The organism is Methylovorus sp. SPW-M1 (assembly GCF_053848825.1).
In genome coordinates, this window is record NZ_CM132626.1 from 990,127 (window position 1) to 1,007,786 (window position 17,660).

At 57.7% G+C, this 17,660-nt stretch carries 15 protein-coding genes; 10 read left to right on the plus strand and 5 right to left on the minus strand.

Annotated features, from left to right (window positions below; translation table 11 throughout):
• Positions 1 to 40 precede the first annotated feature (40 nt).
• From gloA to ACWWD9_RS04685, 7 genes are all read left to right on the plus strand, one after another.
• Positions 41 to 430, plus strand: a complete 390-nt coding sequence (gene gloA, locus ACWWD9_RS04655) for a lactoylglutathione lyase (RefSeq protein WP_159355300.1) — start codon at positions 41 to 43, stop codon at positions 428 to 430.
• Between the two features lie 207 nt (positions 431 to 637).
• On the plus strand, positions 638 to 1,633 hold the full coding sequence (locus ACWWD9_RS04660) for an alpha/beta hydrolase (protein ID WP_455867875.1): 996 nt from the start codon (positions 638 to 640) through the stop codon (positions 1,631 to 1,633).
• 363 nt (positions 1,634 to 1,996) lie between these two features.
• Entirely contained in the window at positions 1,997 to 3,688 is a 1,692-nt protein-coding gene (gene leuA, locus ACWWD9_RS04665; protein ID WP_455868135.1) for a 2-isopropylmalate synthase, read from the plus strand.
• 228 nt (positions 3,689 to 3,916) lie between these two features.
• Positions 3,917 to 4,882, plus strand: coding sequence for a mitochondrial fission ELM1 family protein (locus tag ACWWD9_RS04670; RefSeq protein ID WP_455867876.1), 966 nt, complete (start codon positions 3,917 to 3,919; stop codon positions 4,880 to 4,882).
• A gap of 10 nt (positions 4,883 to 4,892) precedes the next feature.
• The gene (locus tag ACWWD9_RS04675) at positions 4,893 to 6,029 is read left to right on the plus strand and encodes a glycosyltransferase family 4 protein (protein ID WP_455867877.1); all 1,137 of its coding nucleotides are present in this window, start codon (positions 4,893 to 4,895) and stop codon (positions 6,027 to 6,029) included.
• Positions 6,026 to 7,039: a glycosyltransferase gene (locus ACWWD9_RS04680; protein ID WP_455867878.1), complete on the plus strand. Its 1,014-nt coding sequence runs from the start codon at positions 6,026 to 6,028 to the stop codon at positions 7,037 to 7,039. The genes ACWWD9_RS04675 and ACWWD9_RS04680 overlap by 4 nt, the downstream gene beginning before the upstream one ends.
• Before the next feature lie 39 nt (positions 7,040 to 7,078).
• Positions 7,079 to 7,993 carry a glycosyltransferase family 9 protein gene (locus ACWWD9_RS04685; protein ID WP_455867879.1) on the plus strand — a complete coding sequence of 305 codons (915 nt, stop codon included), beginning with the start codon at positions 7,079 to 7,081 and terminating at the stop codon, positions 7,991 to 7,993.
• 33 nt (positions 7,994 to 8,026) lie between these two features.
• On the opposite strand, the gene ACWWD9_RS04690 is transcribed toward ACWWD9_RS04685, so the two are convergent.
• Positions 8,027 to 9,295: an O-antigen ligase family protein gene (locus tag ACWWD9_RS04690; protein ID WP_455867880.1), complete on the minus strand. Its 1,269-nt coding sequence runs from the start codon at positions 9,293 to 9,295 to the stop codon at positions 8,027 to 8,029.
• Positions 9,296 to 9,432: 137 nt separating this feature from the next.
• Here ACWWD9_RS04690 and ACWWD9_RS04695 point away from each other — a divergent pair, with 137 nt between their 5' ends.
• Positions 9,433 to 10,455, plus strand: coding sequence for a glycosyltransferase family 9 protein (locus ACWWD9_RS04695; protein WP_455867881.1), 1,023 nt, complete (start codon positions 9,433 to 9,435; stop codon positions 10,453 to 10,455).
• 130 nt (positions 10,456 to 10,585) lie between these two features.
• Here the strand turns inward: ACWWD9_RS04695 and dnaJ are convergent, their stop codons facing one another.
• From dnaJ to waaC, 4 genes are all read right to left on the minus strand, one after another.
• Positions 10,586 to 11,707: a molecular chaperone DnaJ gene (dnaJ, locus tag ACWWD9_RS04700; protein WP_013442696.1), complete on the minus strand. Its 1,122-nt coding sequence runs from the start codon at positions 11,705 to 11,707 to the stop codon at positions 10,586 to 10,588.
• Positions 11,708 to 11,845: 138 nt separating this feature from the next.
• Positions 11,846 to 13,771: a molecular chaperone DnaK gene (gene dnaK, locus ACWWD9_RS04705; RefSeq protein ID WP_013442695.1), complete on the minus strand. Its 1,926-nt coding sequence runs from the start codon at positions 13,769 to 13,771 to the stop codon at positions 11,846 to 11,848.
• A 193-nt stretch (positions 13,772 to 13,964) separates the two neighbouring features.
• A complete protein-coding gene (gene grpE, locus ACWWD9_RS04710; protein ID WP_013442694.1) occupies positions 13,965 to 14,489 on the minus strand; it encodes a nucleotide exchange factor GrpE in 525 nt (174 codons plus the stop codon).
• A 96-nt stretch (positions 14,490 to 14,585) separates the two neighbouring features.
• Positions 14,586 to 15,560 carry a lipopolysaccharide heptosyltransferase I gene (gene waaC, locus ACWWD9_RS04715; RefSeq protein ID WP_455868136.1) on the minus strand — a complete coding sequence of 325 codons (975 nt, stop codon included), beginning with the start codon at positions 15,558 to 15,560 and terminating at the stop codon, positions 14,586 to 14,588.
• A 130-nt stretch (positions 15,561 to 15,690) separates the two neighbouring features.
• Between waaC and ACWWD9_RS04720 the strand changes: the two genes are divergently transcribed.
• Together ACWWD9_RS04720 and rfaP are read left to right on the plus strand one after the other, a co-directional pair.
• Complete coding sequence (locus tag ACWWD9_RS04720) at positions 15,691 to 16,833, plus strand: glycosyltransferase family 4 protein (protein ID WP_455867882.1); 1,143 nt, start codon at positions 15,691 to 15,693, stop codon at positions 16,831 to 16,833.
• Positions 16,830 to 17,660, plus strand: a complete 831-nt coding sequence (gene rfaP / locus ACWWD9_RS04725) for a lipopolysaccharide core heptose(I) kinase RfaP (protein WP_455867883.1) — start codon at positions 16,830 to 16,832, stop codon at positions 17,658 to 17,660. The genes ACWWD9_RS04720 and rfaP overlap by 4 nt, the downstream gene beginning before the upstream one ends.

Genomic DNA, 17,660 nt, shown 5'->3' on the forward strand with positions numbered 1-17,660 from the left:
GGGCAGTTAATTCAACAATAAACTGCCATGAGGAGAGACCATGCGACTGTTACACACCATGCTGCGCGTCGGCAATCTTGATAAATCCATTGCGTTTTACACCCAGGTGCTGGGCATGCAGGTGTTGCGCAAACACGAATACCCGGACGGCAAATTCACCCTGGCGTTTGTCGGTTACGGCAACGAACAGGACAACACCGTGCTGGAGCTGACCTATAACTGGGGCACCGAAAGTTACGACAAGGGCAATGCCTATGGCCATATCGCCATCGAGGTGGACGATGCCTACAAAGCCTGTGAAGCCGTGAAGCAGGCAGGCGGCAAGGTTGTTCGTGAGGCTGGTCCCATGATGCACGGCACCACGGTCATTGCCTTTATTGAAGACCCCGATGGTTACAAGGTCGAGTTCATCCAGAAAGGCACTTTTTAATACGCCCTGATGGCGGATCGTCCGCCATACTGAAAAAAGGCTGGCCCGGCATGTGGCCAGCCTTTTCATTTCATTTACCACCTAAACGGCAAGATACGCCTACAAGCAAATCAGCCAGCGGCGGGCACCGCCTCGCGTTCAATGCCGCCACAATATCCCGATGCACCGCTACAAAAGCGGTTTTTCACCCTGTGATGGAGAGATATTGTGAACATACTTGATCCCTTGATTAAACCCTTTACACAAGACCCATACCGCGGGATGGACCCTGAAACGCGTGCCTTTTTGCAAACATTGGCCGATGCTGATAGCACCCCCATGGAGAAGCTGAGCCCAGCCGAAGCACGGCAGGTGCTGGAACAGGCGCAACAGGAAACCGTGGTCGACCTCAGCGGCATCGACACCCGGCAACTGACGATCGATTGCGAAGGCCACGTCATCGAGCTCGATATCGTACGCCCCGCGGCCTCCGGCACGGCGCCTTTGCCGGTGGTGATGTTCTTTCACGGTGGAGGCTGGGTGCTGGGCGATTTCCCTACGCATAAACGCCTGGTACGTGACATTGCCGTGCTGTCAGGCTGTGCGGTGGTGTTCGTCAATTACACACGGTCGCCCGAGGCGGAGTATCCGACAGCGGTGATTCAGGCCTATCTCGCTACCAAATGGATAGCTGAAAATGGATACGAGGTAGGGCTGGATGGTCAGCGGCTGGCCGTCGCTGGCAATAGCGCCGGCGGCAATATGGCCACCGCAGTCTGCCTGATGGCAAAAGACCGTTTCGGCCCGACCATTCGGCATCAAACCTTGTTCTGGCCGGTGACCGATAGCAATTTCGATACCGGCTCATACGACGATTTTGAAGATGGCTATTTCCTCACGCGCAACATGATGAAGTGGTTCTGGGACAATTACACGACCAATGAGGAATCGCGCGCCGAGGTCTATGCATCGCCCTTGAGGGCTGATCCGGAGCAGTTGCAGGGCTTGCCGCCTGCCTTGATCCAGACCGCAGAATGCGATGTGCTGCGCGATGAAGGCGAAGCCTATGCCCGGCTGCTGAATGAGGCGGGTGTAAAAGTCACCGCCACCCGTTATATAGGCACCATACATGATTTTGGCTTGCTGAATGCCCTGGCCCTGACGCCACCAACCCGTGCTGCCCTTAATCAGGCAGCGCAGGAAATCCGCAAGCATCTGGCCTGATAGCGTTTTTTGCTGTTTGACGCATGGCGGCAGATTGATTAAGATGCTGCCATGCGTCAAATTTTGAACATCTCCGCACTCTCCTTGCAGCTGGCCGACCTCCTCGGCCTGCGACTGCTGCGCGTCGCGCGCATCTAAATTCTCCCCCTATTGTTGGCTTTACCCGCTGCCCGTCTCGTGTGAGACCGGGGCTGATCCATCGCTATTTCAGAAAGAGCGACCCCATGTTGAATATTGTGTTTTTGCTTTGCGAACGACTAATGACCGGTTGTCAGGCCATGTGCCGGTGGCTGCCTGACAACCTGTGTGCCACAGACTACGTCTTTGTCTAGTAACGAATTATCAAGAACAGGAATGACCATGATGTTGAAGCAACCAAATAAGAAATACCGGCCATTTACGCCGGTGGCACTGGCTGACCGGCAATGGCCAGGCAAGACCATTACCCATCCTCCCATCTGGATGAGTACCGACCTGCGCGATGGCAACCAGGCCTTGTTTGAGCCCATGAACGCCGAGCGCAAGATGCGCATGTTCAAGATGCTGGTGCAGATCGGCTTCAAGGAGATTGAAGTCGCCTTTCCCTCGGCCTCGCAAACCGATTTTGACTTCGTGCGCAGGCTGATCGAAGAAAAGCATATCCCGGACGATGTCACCATTGAAGTGTTGACGCAGGCGCGTGAAGACCTGATTCGCCGCACTTTCGAGGCCTTGCGTGGCGCGCGGCGTGCCATTGTGCATGTCTACAACGCCACGGCTCCTGAGTTCCGGCGCATCGTGTTCCGCATGGATAAGCCACAGGTCAAGCAGCTGGCGGTCGACAGCGCTCGCCTGATTCGCGAATTGGCCGAGCAACAGCCGGAGACGGAATGGGTATTCCAGTACAGCCCGGAAACCTTTACCGCCACCGAACTCGACTTTGCCAAGGAAGTCTGCGACGCCGTGACCGAGACCTGGGGCGCCACGCCCGAGCGCAAAGTGATCCTGAATCTGCCCGCGACGGTTGAAGTCGGCACGCCGAATTTCTACGCAGACCAGATTGAGTGGATGCACCGCAACCTCGCCCGCCGCGATAGCGTGATTCTGAGCGTGCACCCGCACAACGACCGTGGCACGGCCGTCGCCGCTGCCGAGCTTGCCGTGATGGCTGGGGCGGACCGTATCGAAGGCTGTTTGTTTGGTCATGGCGAACGCACGGGCAATGTGGACTTGGTCAGCCTGGCCTTGAATCTCTACACCCAGGGCGTGCATCCCGGGCTCGATTTCTCCAATATCAATGCCATTGCGCGCACGGTGGAAGACTGCACCCAGTTGCCGGTGCATCCGCGTCATCCTTATGCCGGTGACCTGGTGTTTACCGCGTTTTCCGGATCACATCAGGATGCGATCAAGAAGGGTTTTGCCGCGCAACAACCGGATACCTTGTGGGAGGTCCCATATCTGCCGATAGATCCGCATGATGTCGGCCGCACTTATGATTCCATCATTCGCGTCAACAGCCAGTCCGGCAAGGGCGGCATTGCCTATCTGCTTGAGAGCGGTTACGGCCTGTCCATGCCGCGCCGCATGCAGGTGGAGTTCAGCGCCGCGGTGCAAAAGCTGACCGATGCCACCGGGCAGGAAGTGTCAGCCGAAGGGATCTGGCAGCTGTTTGAAGCCGAGTACCTGTTTGCCAGGGAGCCCTTGCATTATGTCGGTCACGAATTGACCGAGCATGCTGGCCGGCAACATATCAAGCTCACCGTGCGCCTGCATGGCGAAACCGTGGTGCGTGAAGGCGAGGGCAATGGGCCGATAGATGCACTGGTGCATGCCTTGGGTTACCCGGTGAATATTCTGGATTACGAAGAGCGTGCCATGACCGGTGGCGCCGATGCCCAGGCTGTGGCATTTGCTGAACTCGGCATGACAGGCATCGCAGGCAGCGTCTATGGCGCAGGCCTGCACCAGAATCTCGTCACCTCATCCATACTCGCCGTGGTCAGCGGTATCAATCGCATGTACGGCAAGCTGGATGCGCAGGGGCGCCAGCAGTTGCTGGACAACGTTCAGTAGAAATAGCGCTAATGTCCCTGAGCTAACAGAATCCCGAATCGTGAACGCGGTTCGGGATTTTTTTATGTGCTGTCTTTGTCACTTCCAGCCCGCCATCACGCGGCTGTCATCTTTCTGACGTCAGCCCGCAATAAAGCCTGCCTATAGTGTGCGGCAGTCGTGCGCAGGTCGATGTCTAGTGTCGGCCTTGTTCACATGCTGACCATGCATATCCAAGGCACCCATGAAATGAGCACCTCCGTTAATCCCATCGTCGTCTGGCGTCTGCTGGATGGAAAGCCCGGGCACGAAACCCAGACGCTGGGCTTGGTCAAATCCCTGCAGCGCCATCAGGCCTGCGAGTCGTTTGATATACGGGTGAGCGGGCAAGTGGAATCGCTGTTCAACGTTGCCAGCGCGACCTGGCCATTTGCGCGTGGCTTGCCTTTGCCGGATCTGATCATCGGCGCCGGGCATCGCACTCACCTGCCCATGCTGGCGGCGCGACGCGCTTATGGCGGCAAGGCCGTGGTGCTGATGCAACCCAGTCTGCCGGTTGCCCTGTTTGATCTGTGCCTGATTCCCCAGCATGACCGTTATCGTGGCGGCGGCAATTACATCGAAACACGCGGCGTACTGAATCCCTTGCATGCCGAAGGCCGGCATGAGGAAAACAAAACCCTGATCATGATAGGCGGGCCCTCGCGCCATTACGGCTGGGATACTGTGAACATGTTGTCCCAGATTCGCCAGTTGCTCGCCCATCGCCCATGGATGCAGTACACCTTGACCACCTCGCGTCGCACGCCGGCGGATTTCATCGTCGGTCTGCATAGCCTGTCAGCCCCCAATCTGCGCGTGGTGCCTTTCAGCCAGACCCAGCCGGGCTGGGTTGCCGAGCAGCTGGCGCAGTCTGCCACCGCCTGGGTCTCGGAAGATTCGGTTTCCATGGTCTACGAAGCACTGACGGCGCAAGTGGCGGTGGGGCTGCTGAACTTGCCTCTGAAGCAGGAAAACCGGGTATCGCGCGGCGTGGAGCACTTGCTGCAGCAAGGCATGATCGTGCGCTTTGATAGCGATGCCCACTATCAGCAGCGCCTGCACCCGGTCGCCGGTTTTACCGAAGCGGACCGCTGCGCCAACTGGATACTGCGTCGCTGGTTGCAGCCAGTGCCAGCCTCCGTGCCACAGGTGGCGACAGCAACCATCGCCTGAGCTGTTTCGCATGACCCACAAAAGACTCACCGTGCTGCAAGTGCTGCCTGCGCTGGAATCTGGCGGCGTGGAGCGCGGCACGCTGGAGCTGGGGCATTACCTGGTGCAGCAGGGCCACCGTTCGCTGGTGATGTCCGCTGGCGGCCGTCTGGTAGAGCAGCTGGAACAGCAGGGCAGCGAACATGTTCAATGGCCGGTCGGCCACAAATCCTTTTTAAGCCTGCGTCTGGTGCGGCCATTGCGCCACTTTCTGCGCGAGCATGCCGTGGATATTCTGCATGTGCGTTCGCGTTTTCCGGCCTGGATCTGCTATCTGGCATGGAAGGGCATGGACCCTGCCAAACGCCCGCGCCTGGTGACCACAGTGCATGGCACCTATTCGGTGTCTGCCTATAGTGCGGTCATGACCAAGGGCGAGCGCGTGATCGTCATTTCCAACATGATCCGCGATTATGTCTTGCAGCATTACCCGGTGGATGCGGGCCGATTGCGCCTGAATTACCGGGGCGTGGACCCTGACGTGCATCGCCATGGCTATCAACCCAGGGCCGATTGGCTGGAGGCGTGGTATCGCGATTATCCTGAAACCCAGGGGCGCCAGCTGCTGACCTTGCCTGCCAGGCTCACCCGCTGGAAAGGCCAGGAGGATTTCATTACCTTGCTGGCGCAGCTCCGGCAGCAAGGTGCCAATGTGCACGGTCTGGTGGTGGGCGATGTGCAGGCGGGCAAGGCAGCGTATCTGGACGAGCTGAAGCTGCAGGCCCAAGGTCTGGGTATCGCAGACTGCATCACCTTTACCGGCCATCGGCAGGATATCCGCGACATCATGGCGATGTCGCATATGGTGTTTTCCCTTTCCCGGCAGCCGGAAGCGTTTGGCCGGGTGAGCATGGAAGCACTCAGCATGGGCGTGCCGGTGATTGCCTATGCGCATGGCGGCGTGGCCGAGCAGCTGGCCGCGTTGCTGCCACAGGGCGCGATAGCCGTGGGCGATCTGGATGCGGCGCTGAGACTCAGTCTGGCATGGCTGCAACAGCCACCGCAGGTGCCGGAAAACCGGGTGTTCCGCTTGCAGACCATGCTGGAAAACACCTTGGCGATTTATCACGAACTCACCAGCTTGCCACAGCAGGTAGCGCCCGCATGAATATCTGCATGGTCATGGCAAGCCGTGGCAATGGCGGGCTGGAAAAGCATGTGCGTGAACTCGCCAGCGAACTGGTGCGTCAGGGGCATGACATCACCGTTGCCGCACCCGCCGCCTTTCTGGCAAGTTTGCCTGCCAATATCGGACGGATGCCGATACCCGCGCATCTGGGCCGCTATCACCCATGGTTGCTGTTAAAGCTCCTGCTGGCCTTGCGTCGCGGCGGCTATGATCTGGTGCATGCCCAGGCCAGCAAAGCCGCCTCTCTGGTTAATCAGTTGCGGCCATGGTTAGCCTTGCCCGTACTCGCCACCCTGCACAATATCAAGCGCGATGTGCGTCTCTATGCCCGATTCGATCATGTCATCGCGGTCAGCCGGCAATTAGCCGCGTCGCTGCCGCCGGAAAAAACCTCCGTGGTGTATAACGGCATTGTTGCACCTGAGGCCGCAGCGCTGGATATCAGGCAACAATTTGCATTGCCGGCAGATTACCCCGTGCTGGTCGCAGTGGGTCGCCTGGTACAAGCCAAGGGCTTTGATCTTTTGCTGGAGGCGGTGGACGGCTTGCCACTGGCGGTGCTGATTGTGGGTGACGGGCCGGAGCATGCACGACTGACAAAGCGCGCGCAGAGCTTGAACACCATTACACGATGCGTTTTGACCGGCCACCGGGACGATGCGCCCAGCCTGATGCGATCAGCCGACGCCGTGCTGATTAGCTCACGGCGGGAGGGTTTTTCCTATGTCTGCAACGAGGCTTTGTTGCTGGGCACATGCGTGTTAGCTACGGATGTGCCTGTTGCCAACGAAGTGCTTGCCCCTGACTTTATTGTACCCACGGAAGATGTTGCCAGCTTGCGCTCGCGCCTCTGCCACTGGCTGAGCAGGCGCACAGAATGGGCGGCCTTGCAGCAACCTGCCCGAGAGTTTGCCGCCCGGCAATTGACATTGCCCGTCATGGCGGCCAATACATTGGCGGTCTACCGCCGCCTCGTCCGCTATGCATAAGCTTGCCTGGCGACTCCATCACGGCATGGCGGGGGTGGCATGACCAGACCCATCCGATCCGGGCACATACTGATCATCAAGCATGGCGCATTCGGCGATCTCATGCAGGCCGAAGGTGTGTTGCACGATATCCGCCAGCATTTTCCGCATGCGCATCTGGCCCTGCTCACCACGCCCGGTTTTGTCGGGCTGATGCAGCGCTGCCCGCATATTGATGAAGTGCTGGTGGATACCCGGGCACCGCTATGGAATCTGCCCCGGCAATGGGACTTGTATCGGCGTTTGCGCGCGGTGCGGTGGGATACCGTGATCGATCTGCAAAACTCCACGCGCACGTCTGTTTATCGTCGGAGTATGTTGCGTCATGCCCATTGGATAGGGCGTTTGCGCGGCCCGGCACCGGTGACGGGTTTGCGCGGCCAGCAGTATCTGCTGCAGGAAGCAGGGATTGATGCCAGCCATGCCATGCAGCCGAATTTGAGCTGGATGGCAGCCAATGTGGAGAGCTTGCTCACACGGCATGGCATTACCCGGCCTTATGTCGCGCTTCTTCCCGGGTCTTCGGCACGGCATCCGGAAAAGCGCTGGCCGCATTATGCCGAGCTGGCGGCCGCGCTGCAGCGTGAAGGCCATGCTTGCGTCAGCATATTGGGTCCGGATGAAAAAGACCTGGCGGCGGGCTTTGCCTGCAGCGTATTGCAAGGTCTGGACTGGTTCAGCCTGGCTGGCGTGCTGCAGCAGGCCGGCGTTGTGGTGGGGAATGATAGCGGGCCCAGCCATGTGGCATCTTGCCTGGGGCGGCCCGGACTGGCTTTGTTTGGCGCCTCCACTTCACCTTTGCGCTCCGAGCTTGCACGTGGGCGCTTTGAAACCCTGCAGGTGGATGCCCTGGAAAGTTTGCCTGTCAGCCAGGTCATGGACAAGCTGCGTCCCAAGTTGCCCGTGTTGGCTTGAGTGCGATACCGCCGTGTGCCGGGTTAACTGAGATCAGCAGCGCGTATTCCGCATGGCCAACACCCAGCCCACGCCCAGCCAGGCCAGGGCGGCTACCCAGTTGTTCAGAAGGCTGATGCCGCCGATCAAAGGCCAGAAGCAGACGCTGAGTACAGAAAAAGACAGGGCGGCCAGCAACCAGCGCTTGTGACGCATGAGCGGAGCAAGCGCTGCCCAGTAGATGGCGCCCAGCATGCATGCGAAAAGCAATAACCCGGTCACACCCGTTTCGGCAGCCAGTTGCAGATAGAGGTTGTGTGCGTGGGTACAGGTCATGCCCAGCGTTGCCAGCAGCCCCATCTGTTCGCACACCTGCCGATAGGCATGAAAACCATGGCCGAACAGAGGCGCCTCTTGCCAGGCAGCATAGGCGGCACGGAACACTTTGCCATAGTCAGAATCGGCAAAATGCCCCAGCTTTTCAAAGATACTGAAAACGCTTCTTTCCGCCGTGGCTGGGGCCAGCAGCATGACCAGCCCAAGCAATAGCACAAAGCCGATAAGCGCCAGCCATAGCCGGGAATGATGGCTGCGCGGCTCGGCATTGCCTGAGCGCTTGTTCAGCCAAAGACCGCTCAGTGTGACCATACTGGCTGCGATGAACAGCATGAAGGCCATGCGCTCGCCGGTAATGAACATGAAGAGCATCCCGATCGCCAGCATGAGCATGATGAATGCCTGCCGCCGCGAGGCGGGCATGGCGGGGAGCAACAGCAAGGGCGCAAACATGGCAATAAACCATACCCTCAACAGCGTAATGCCAGGAATCGGGCTGTTATAAGGCCCCGTCAGCCTGTTCTCCGTGAACATGGGGCGGCCAAATACATCATGCCCCAGCAGGTATTGCATCGCGCTATCAACAACAATCAGTGCGCAAGCGGCAAGTAACACCCACAGAAAATTGCGCTGACGGGTGTGGTCTGCCAATAGCCAATAGCCGAGCGCGGCGGCAAACAGCGGCCAGCGCAGAAAAGTCAGCCCATACAGCACACTGGCTTGCGGGGCTATGCTGAGAGGCGCGTTGATCAGCAGCACATAGCCTGCAAACACCAGTGCCAGCCTGAACCAGGGCTGGCTCGCCCATTGCCAGTCCTGCAGTCGATAGGCGCGGTATAAAAACAGCAGGCATACCATCACCACGCTGATATCTGCCAGTGTGCGCGAGCTGAGCAATAGCACAGGCAGCAGCCACGGCAATATGCGCTCTGCCCATGTCAGGACATTGGCGGGAGCGGGGGTAAGCAGAGTGGGGGATATGGACATCGCAAAGCTAGCCTATGGAGTGAGAGTTAATGACAAGGGGAATCGCCCGTAGGCGCATTCGGCAAGGCGAGTATAGGCCGCTTAAATGTCATCAAAATTAAACATCACTGACACAGACTGAAATGATGCTGTTATTCATGAAAAAGACGCTGATCCTGCACCCGATTCGCCACATGAAATACTTGTTCAGCCAGTGGTTGCCTCGCTTTTGGACTCAGACGCCGGGAGAGCATCTCGCTGACCAGTTCACGGTACAGCGGATTCTTCTGGTGAGTCTTTCCAACATTGGCGATGCGGTGTTGACTACGCCGTGCTTGCAGGCCCTGCATCATCAGTATCCGGACGCGGTCATCGATATTGTCAGCGACCCTCGATCGCAGGCGATTTTCAGCGCTTGCCCCTATCTGGGACGCTTGTTTGTGCTGGATAAAAAGGCAGGCGGGCGTGGTCGCCTGGCGTTGATGCTGTTGCTGCGCCGCCAGCGATATGATCTGGCGATAGATTTGCGATCGGACTGGATGCTTTATTTCATTCGAGCGCGCCGCAAGTTGGGCAAGCTTTCCAGTCGGGCAGGGCGTGATCTGCATAGTGCCGAGAAGCATGCGGCGGCGCTGAAGCCGCTCGGCATCCAGGTGACGCCGGAAACCCGGATATGGATCAGTCCGCGGGATAGGCGCTTTGCTGCAGGGATGCTGGCTGGCTGGACAGAACGGCGCATTCTGGCGCTGGGCCTGGGGGCGAATTTCGAGGGCAAGATATGGCCGGTCGCGCATTTCATTGCCTTGGTGAATATGCTGGCGGATAGTTTTGATGGCGTGCTGCTACTGGGCAATCAACAGGATGCAAGCCGTGCCGAGGCGTTTTCTGAGGGTTGTCGCTTGCCGGTGATTCATGCCTGCGGTCTATGCAATCTGCTTGAAACTGCCGCCTTGCTGGAGCATGCGGGGCTGTTTGTGGGTAACGATTCCGGGTTGGGGCATATGGCGAGCGCCATGGGCACGCCGACCATGACCCTGTTCGGGCCTGGCTTGCCTGCGCGATATCGTCCCTGGGGGCCATCCGCCGGCTGGCTGCAGAGTCAGGATGGCACCATGCAATCGCTAACGCCAGCAGAGGTGGCGGCTTATATCCGGCGAAAGTGGGCATGGGTGCGACCATGATTGCGGCCATCAGCTGATGGGCCAGGCCCGGCTCAGGTCAGGGCAAATACGTTTATCAGGCATAAAAAAACCGGAAACCACACTTGCAGTTTCCGGTTTTGGGTATTAACAGGCTTTATTGCTGAAAGCGTTACTGAAAGAAATCCTTGACCTTGTCCATCCAGCCCTTGGCGCGTGGGCTGTGCTTGTCCGAGTCTTGCAGGTTGATCTCTTCCATCTCGCGCAGCAGTTCCTTCTGGCGTTCGGTCAGCTTGATCGGCGTCTCGACCACCACATGGCACATCAGATCACCTGGATCATTGCTGCGCAATGGCTTGATGCCCTTGCCGCGCAGGCGGAAGGTGGCGCCGGTTTGCGTTTCGGGTGGAATCTTCATCTTGGCGTGCCCATCCAGCGTGGGGATTTCGATTTCCCCACCGAGCGCTGCCGTGGTGAAGCTGATCGGCATTTCGCAATGCAGATTGCCGCCATCGCGCTGGAAAATATCGTGTTGCTTCAAATGCACCACGACATACAGATCACCAGGCGGGCCGCCATTGACACCGGCTTCGCCTTCGCCTGACAGGCGGATGCGATCGCCTTCATCTACCCCGGCCGGAATCTTGACCGACAGGGTCTTGTGTTTCTTGACGCGGCCAGCGCCGTGGCAGCTTGGGCATGGCTCTTTCACCATCTTGCCGCTGCCATGGCACTTGGGGCAGGTCTGCTGTACCGAGAAAAAGCCTTGCTGCATGCGCACCTGGCCATGACCGCCGCAGGTGGTACATGTTACGGGCTGGGTGCCAGGACGGGCGCCGGAACCATGGCAGGTCTCGCATTCGGACATAACCGGAATGCGGATCTTGGTTTCGGTGCCGCGCGCAGCGTCTTCCAGCGAGATTTCCATGTTGTAGCGCAGGTCAGCCCCGCGATACACGTTGGAGCGACGATTGCCGCCGCCACCGCCGAAGATGTCGCCAAAGATGTCACCAAAGGCATCGGCAAAGTTGCCAAAGCCCTGACCACCGGGGCCCGGGCCTGCACTGGGATCGACACCGGCATGGCCGTACTGGTCGTAAGCCGCACGCTTCTGCTCGTCGGACAGTACTTCATAAGCCTCTTTGGCTTCCTTGAAGCTTTCTTCCGCCTTGGGATTATCCGGGTTGCGATCCGGGTGGTATTTCATCGCCAGCTTGCGATAGGACTTTTTGATTTCCTCATCGCTGGCGTCGCGATTGACACCCAGAACTTCGTAGTAATCTTTTTTTGCCATATCAATTCAATCGTCTGATTATCAATACTGCGTCGGAAGGACGCCGTAGACCAGCATGCTGAAGGGAAGCCCTTGCTGGGAGCTGATGTTTGATCAAATCCCGGTTTGGACTTCCCCTCTGGCAAAGGTACTTAACTATTACTTCTTGTCGTCTTTCACTTCTTCAAACTCGGCATCCACCACATCGGCATCTACCGTTTTTTCGCCTTGTGGCTGCGCTTCTTCGGCGCCGCCGGCCTGGCCTTGCTGCTCAGCGTAGACTTTCTCGCCCAGCTTTTGTGAGGCTTCCATCAGGGCGTTGGTCTTGGCTTCGATGGTTTCCTTGTCGTCGCCCTTGATCGCATCTTCCACATCCTTGATCGCGGCTTCGATTTTTTCCTTCTCGCCAGCATCCAGCTTGTCGCCATGTTCGCTCAGCGACTTCTTCACGCTGTGCACCATGCCGTCGGCGCTGTTACGGGCATCGACCAGTTCACGCAGCTTGCGGTCTTCATCGGCGTAGGCAGCCGCATCTTCTTCCATGCGCTTGATCTCCTCTTCGGACAAACCGGAGTTTGCCTTGATGGTGATCTTGTTTTCCTTGCCGGTGGCCTTGTCTTTGGCAGACACGTGCAGAATACCGTTGGCGTCGATATCAAAGGTCACTTCAATCTGTGGCATGCCACGAGGTGCAGGTGGAATGTCGGACAGGTTGAACTGGCCCAGGCTCTTGTTGCCGGCGGCCATTTCGCGCTCACCCTGCAACACCTGAATGGTCACGGCGTTCTGGTTGTCTTCAGCGGTAGAGAACACTTGCGATGCCTTGGTCGGGATCGTGGTGTTCTTCTTGATCAGCTTGGTCATCACGCCGCCCAGGGTTTCAATCCCCAGTGACAATGGCGTTACGTCCAGCAGCAGCACGTCTTTCACGTCGCCTTGCAGCACGCCACCCTGAATCGCAGCACCTACGGCTACGGCTTCGTCCGGGTTCACGTCCTTGCGTGGCTCCTTGCCGAAGAATTCCTTTACCTTTTCCTGTACCTTGGGCATACGGGTCTGACCACCGACCAGGATCACGTCCTGAATGTCGGACAGCTTGACGCCAGCATCCTTCAGCGCGACTTCGCAAGGCTTGATCGAGCGTTCGATCAGGTCTTCCACCAGGCTTTCAAACTTGGTGCGGGTGATCTTCACCACCAAGTGCTTGGGACCAGTGGCATCTGCCGTGATGTAAGGCAGATTAACTTCGGTTTGCTGTGCGGAAGACAGCTCGATCTTGGCTTTTTCTGCGGCTTCTTTCAGACGTTGCTTGGCCAGCAGGTCATTACGCAGATCCAGGCCGTTTTCCTTCTTGAATTCATCAGCCAGGAAGTCGATCAGGCGATTGTCAAAGTCTTCGCCACCGAGGAAGGTGTCACCGTTGGTGGACAGCACTTCAAACTGGTGTTCGCCATCGATTTCGGCAATTTCAATGATGGAGATATCGAAGGTACCGCCACCCAGGTCGTAAACGGCGATCTTGCGATCACCTTCCTGCTTGTCCAGGCCGAAGGCCAGCGCAGCAGCGGTTGGCTCGTTGATGATGCGTTTTACTTCCAGACCGGCAATACGGCCTGCATCCTTGGTTGCCTGACGCTGGCTGTCGTTAAAGTAAGCCGGAACGGTAATTACGGCTTCGGTCACTTCTTCGCCCAGGTAATCCTCGGCGGTCTTCTTCATCTTGCGCAGCACTTCAGCGGAAATTTGTGGAGGGGCCATTTTCTGACCGCGCACTTCCACCCATGCATCGCCGTTGTCTGCCTTGGTGATGGTGTAAGGCATCAGGCCGATGTCTTTCTGAACTTCTTTTTCTTCAAAACGACGGCCGATCAGACGCTTTACCGCATACAGGGTGTTCTTGGGGTTGGTGACGGCCTGACGTTTGGCAGGAGCACCAGCCAGAATTTCGCCATCGTCCTGATAGGCGACGATGGACGGAGTGGTACGGGTACCTTCTGCATTTTCAATCACACGTGGCTTGCCACCTTCCATCACTGCAACGCAGGAGTTGGTGGTGCCCAAGTCAATACCAATAATTTTAGCCATAGATGTTTTCCTTTTTTAATCCTTGAGTAACCGCTGCTGGCAGTGCTGGCAATACGCGAGGTGTCGGTATTGTCCTGATGTCTGCTACTGCGGTAATGCCTGTTTCATAAGTAAGGGTATTTATCGGGAATTCAAGATTTCCCATGGAGATTTTTGCGATTTATGCGCAAATTCTCCGTTTTTAGCGCTGTTTTCAGCTTTTTGCCTTGGCAACGGTCACCAGTGCCGGACGTAAAACGCGCTCATTCAGGGCATAACCCTTTTGCAGCACGCTGATCACGCTGTTGGGTTCCTGATCGGATTCCAGCATGCTGATCGCCTGATGCTTGTTCGGGTCAAACTTCTCGCCCAGCGGATTGATTTCGGTGATGTGGAATTTCTCGAACACGCTCAGCAATTGCTTGGCGGTGAGTTCCACGCCGCTCTTGTAGCTTTCCACGGTGGCATTTTCCACGACCAGGGCAGCATCCAGACTGTCTTTGACGGCCAGCAGCTCGCTGGAGAATTTTTCCAGGGCAAACTTGCGTGCCTTGTCGATATCTTCAGCTGCACGACGGCGAATGTTTTCGCCTTCAGCTTTCACATACAGCACATTGGCCTGCTGCTCTGCCAGTTGCGCCTCAAGCTCGGCAATCCGCGCATCCAGCGAGCCTGCTGCACCCGCGTCCTGGGCTTCTGAAATTTCGTCCTGTTCAGGATGTTGATTTTCTTCTTGCATGGAATTCCCTTTGTTAAATAACTGCCATACGCAGGCAAATTGGGGTGGCTTTGGATATTTCAAGCGCGCGTCATGATTTTTTTGCGCGCCGTTTTTTTATTCGGTGGGCAACATGGATTGTAATGTCATAAGCACCACGCTGACGGGGGTCTCGGCACCGCGGCCGCCGAGATTTTCCGCGCGGGCTTTGGCCCCAGGGTAAAGCCCGGTTTTGGTCGGGTCGGTATCGGTGTAGATGGCAATGGTGGGAATATTCAGGGCGACCGTAAGATGGGCCAGGCCGGTATCCACGCCAATGGCGGCGCGAGCGCCAAGCAGAATGGGCGCCAGCGCGGAAAGGGAAAGCCTGGGCAGCACCAGGCTGCCGGGTACTTGCGCGGCAATGCGTTTTGCCCGCATCTCTTCGGTGGCATTGCCCCAGGGCAGCACCAGCATCATGTGCTGGCTGGCAAGGGCCTGGCCCAGAGCGATCCAGTTGGGCTCCGGCCATAATTTGCTATCGCGGCTGGTGGCATGCAGGCCTACGACATAAGATTGGCCGCCAGTAAATGCCGGGCTTGGCTGCATGCCATTGGCAATGCCGTAATCCGGTGCGGTAATCGGTGGCGGGTAGCCCAGTGCTTCTGCGGCCAGCGCGCGGTTGCGGATGACGGCATGCAGGCGGCGATCAACGCCATGGGTATGCTTGTACAGAAAAGAGGCGAGCCGTTCGCGCGCAGAGCAGCGGTTGTAACCGTGGCGTTCTCCCTCGGCGAGGTGCGAAATGACGGCGCTTTTCAGCAGGCCTTGCGTATCAATGATGTAATCGTAGCGATCTTTTTTCAGCAGGCGGCGCACATCGCCGATTTCTTCCCATGTCTCATTGCGCTGCAGGTGTTTGCGCCAGCGGCGCACCGCGACCGGAATAATGCGGGTCACCCCGGGATGCATGGCGGGAATGTCTTGAAAACTCTCTTCCACCACCCAATCAATCACCGCATTGGGCACATGGGCGTGAATGTCGGAAATGACGGGAAGATTATGAATGACATCGCCCATGGACGATGTTTTGACGATCAGGATACGCGGCATAAATGCCATTTTCGCATACAATCGCGTATTGGCGCATGCCGCCGTCATGATCATGACATGGCCGGAAAGGCCGGGGCATGAAGCCCGGCAGCCCTGTCGCAGATGAATCAAGGATAACGGGTACCCCTTCGTGAAATTCGCTTTTATCGTATTTAAATATTTCCCATTTGGCGGCATGCAGCGCGATATGTTGCGCACGGCCAGCCATCTCGCGAGCCAGGGGCATCAGGTCGATATCTATACGCTGTCGTGGGAGGGCGATATCCCCCAGGGCATACACGTGCATGTGATCCCGGTGCAGGCGTGGTTCAATTTTCAGCGCTATCAGCGCTTCATTGATATCGTGCATGCGCGCCTGAAAGAGCAGGGCGATATTGATTGCGTGGTCGGCTATAACCGTATGCCGGGGCTGGATGTGCATTTTGCCGCCGACCCCTGTTTTGTTGAACGCAGCCGCCAGCAGCGCAGCTGGCTTTATCGGTTTACGCCGCGTTACCGCTGGTTTGCCGCCGCCGAGCGCGCGGTATTTGACCGCGCTTCCGATTGCCAGATACTGATGGTGGCCAAGACCGAAATGCCGCTATTTGCAAAATGGTATGGCACCCAGCCCGAGCGCATGCACTATATTCCGCCTTTCCTGTCGGCCGAGCGGCTGGCATTAAAGGATAGGTCCGAGATGCGGGCGCATCTCTGCCAGGCCTTCCAACTCAACCCGCAGCATCGTATCGCGTTGCTGGTCGGTTCCGGCTTCCACATGAAAGGGCTGGACCGGGCGATCCAGGCCCTGGCGGCACTACCGGAGGCGCAACGCCTGCAAACGCGGCTGGTGGCGATCGGGCAGGATAAGCCAGGCCCTTTCATGCGCATGGCGCAAAAGCTGGGCGTCGCAGACCAGCTGGTGATTGCCAAAGGCCGCGCCGATATTCCGTGGCTGATGCAGGGCGCTGATCTTTATGTGCACCCCGCGTATCGGGAAAATACCGGGCTGGTAATTCTGGAAGCGCTGGCGGCCGGCTTGCCAGCCTTGGTGACCGAAACCTGCGGTTACGCCCACCATGTGCTGGATGCCGATGCTGGCATGGTGGCCGCCGCGCCGTTTGACCAGCAGGCCTTCAATACCTTGTTTGCCCAAATGCTGGTTTCACCGGAGACCGAGCGCTGGCGCCAGAATGGCATTGCCTATGCCAGCAAGCTCATGCAAGCCAACGATGGCCGTGCGGAGGCCAATATCTTGCTGGCGCTCGCCAGCAAGAAACGGAAGCACACCGCATGAGCTGGCTGAAAACCCAGGTGCTGGACGTGCCAGACTGGCTGCGCTCAAAGCTCGGTAATCCCGTATTCGATGCCATCATGCGCTTGCAGGGGCAAGTATTCCGCGATGTGCCGGGCCGCAAAACCATACGCTGCGAGCTGGATGGCAAACCGTATTTCATCAAGCAGCATTTTGGTGTGGGCTGGGGCGAGATTTTCAAAAATCTGTTCAGCCTGCGCTGGCCCATTATCAGCGCCGCTACCGAATGGCAGGCCATCCAGAAACTGGGGGAGGTGGGTATCCCCACCACGCCAGGCGTGGCCTATGGCTGGCGCGGCCTGAATCCTGCCAGTCGCCAGTCATTCGTGGTGACGCGCGATCTGGGCGATATTATTTCTCTGGAAACCTTGTGTGCCCCCTGGAGCGAAACGCCGCCAGACCCTGCATTCAAGCGCAGGCTGATTCTGGAAGTCGCCCGGTTGGCCAGGCTGTTGCACGACAATGGCATGAACCATCGCGATTTTTATATCTGCCATTTTTGCCTGGACCAGCCCCGCTGGCAGCAGCATAACGAGATATATCTTTACCTGATTGATCTGCATCGCGTGGGCATACGCGCACGCATCCAGCCTGTAGCCCGCATGAAAGATATTGCCGCCCTGTATTTTTCCGCGATGAATATCGGCCTGACTCGCCGCGATATATTGCGCTTCTTGCGCGCTTATCGCGCCCAGCCGCTGTGCCAGACCTTGCAGCAGGAGCGCGCTTTTCTTGAGCAAGTGACAGCCCGCGCGCAACGTTTGTACGTCAAGTTCCATGGCAAAATGCCATCCCAGCTGGATGACTGA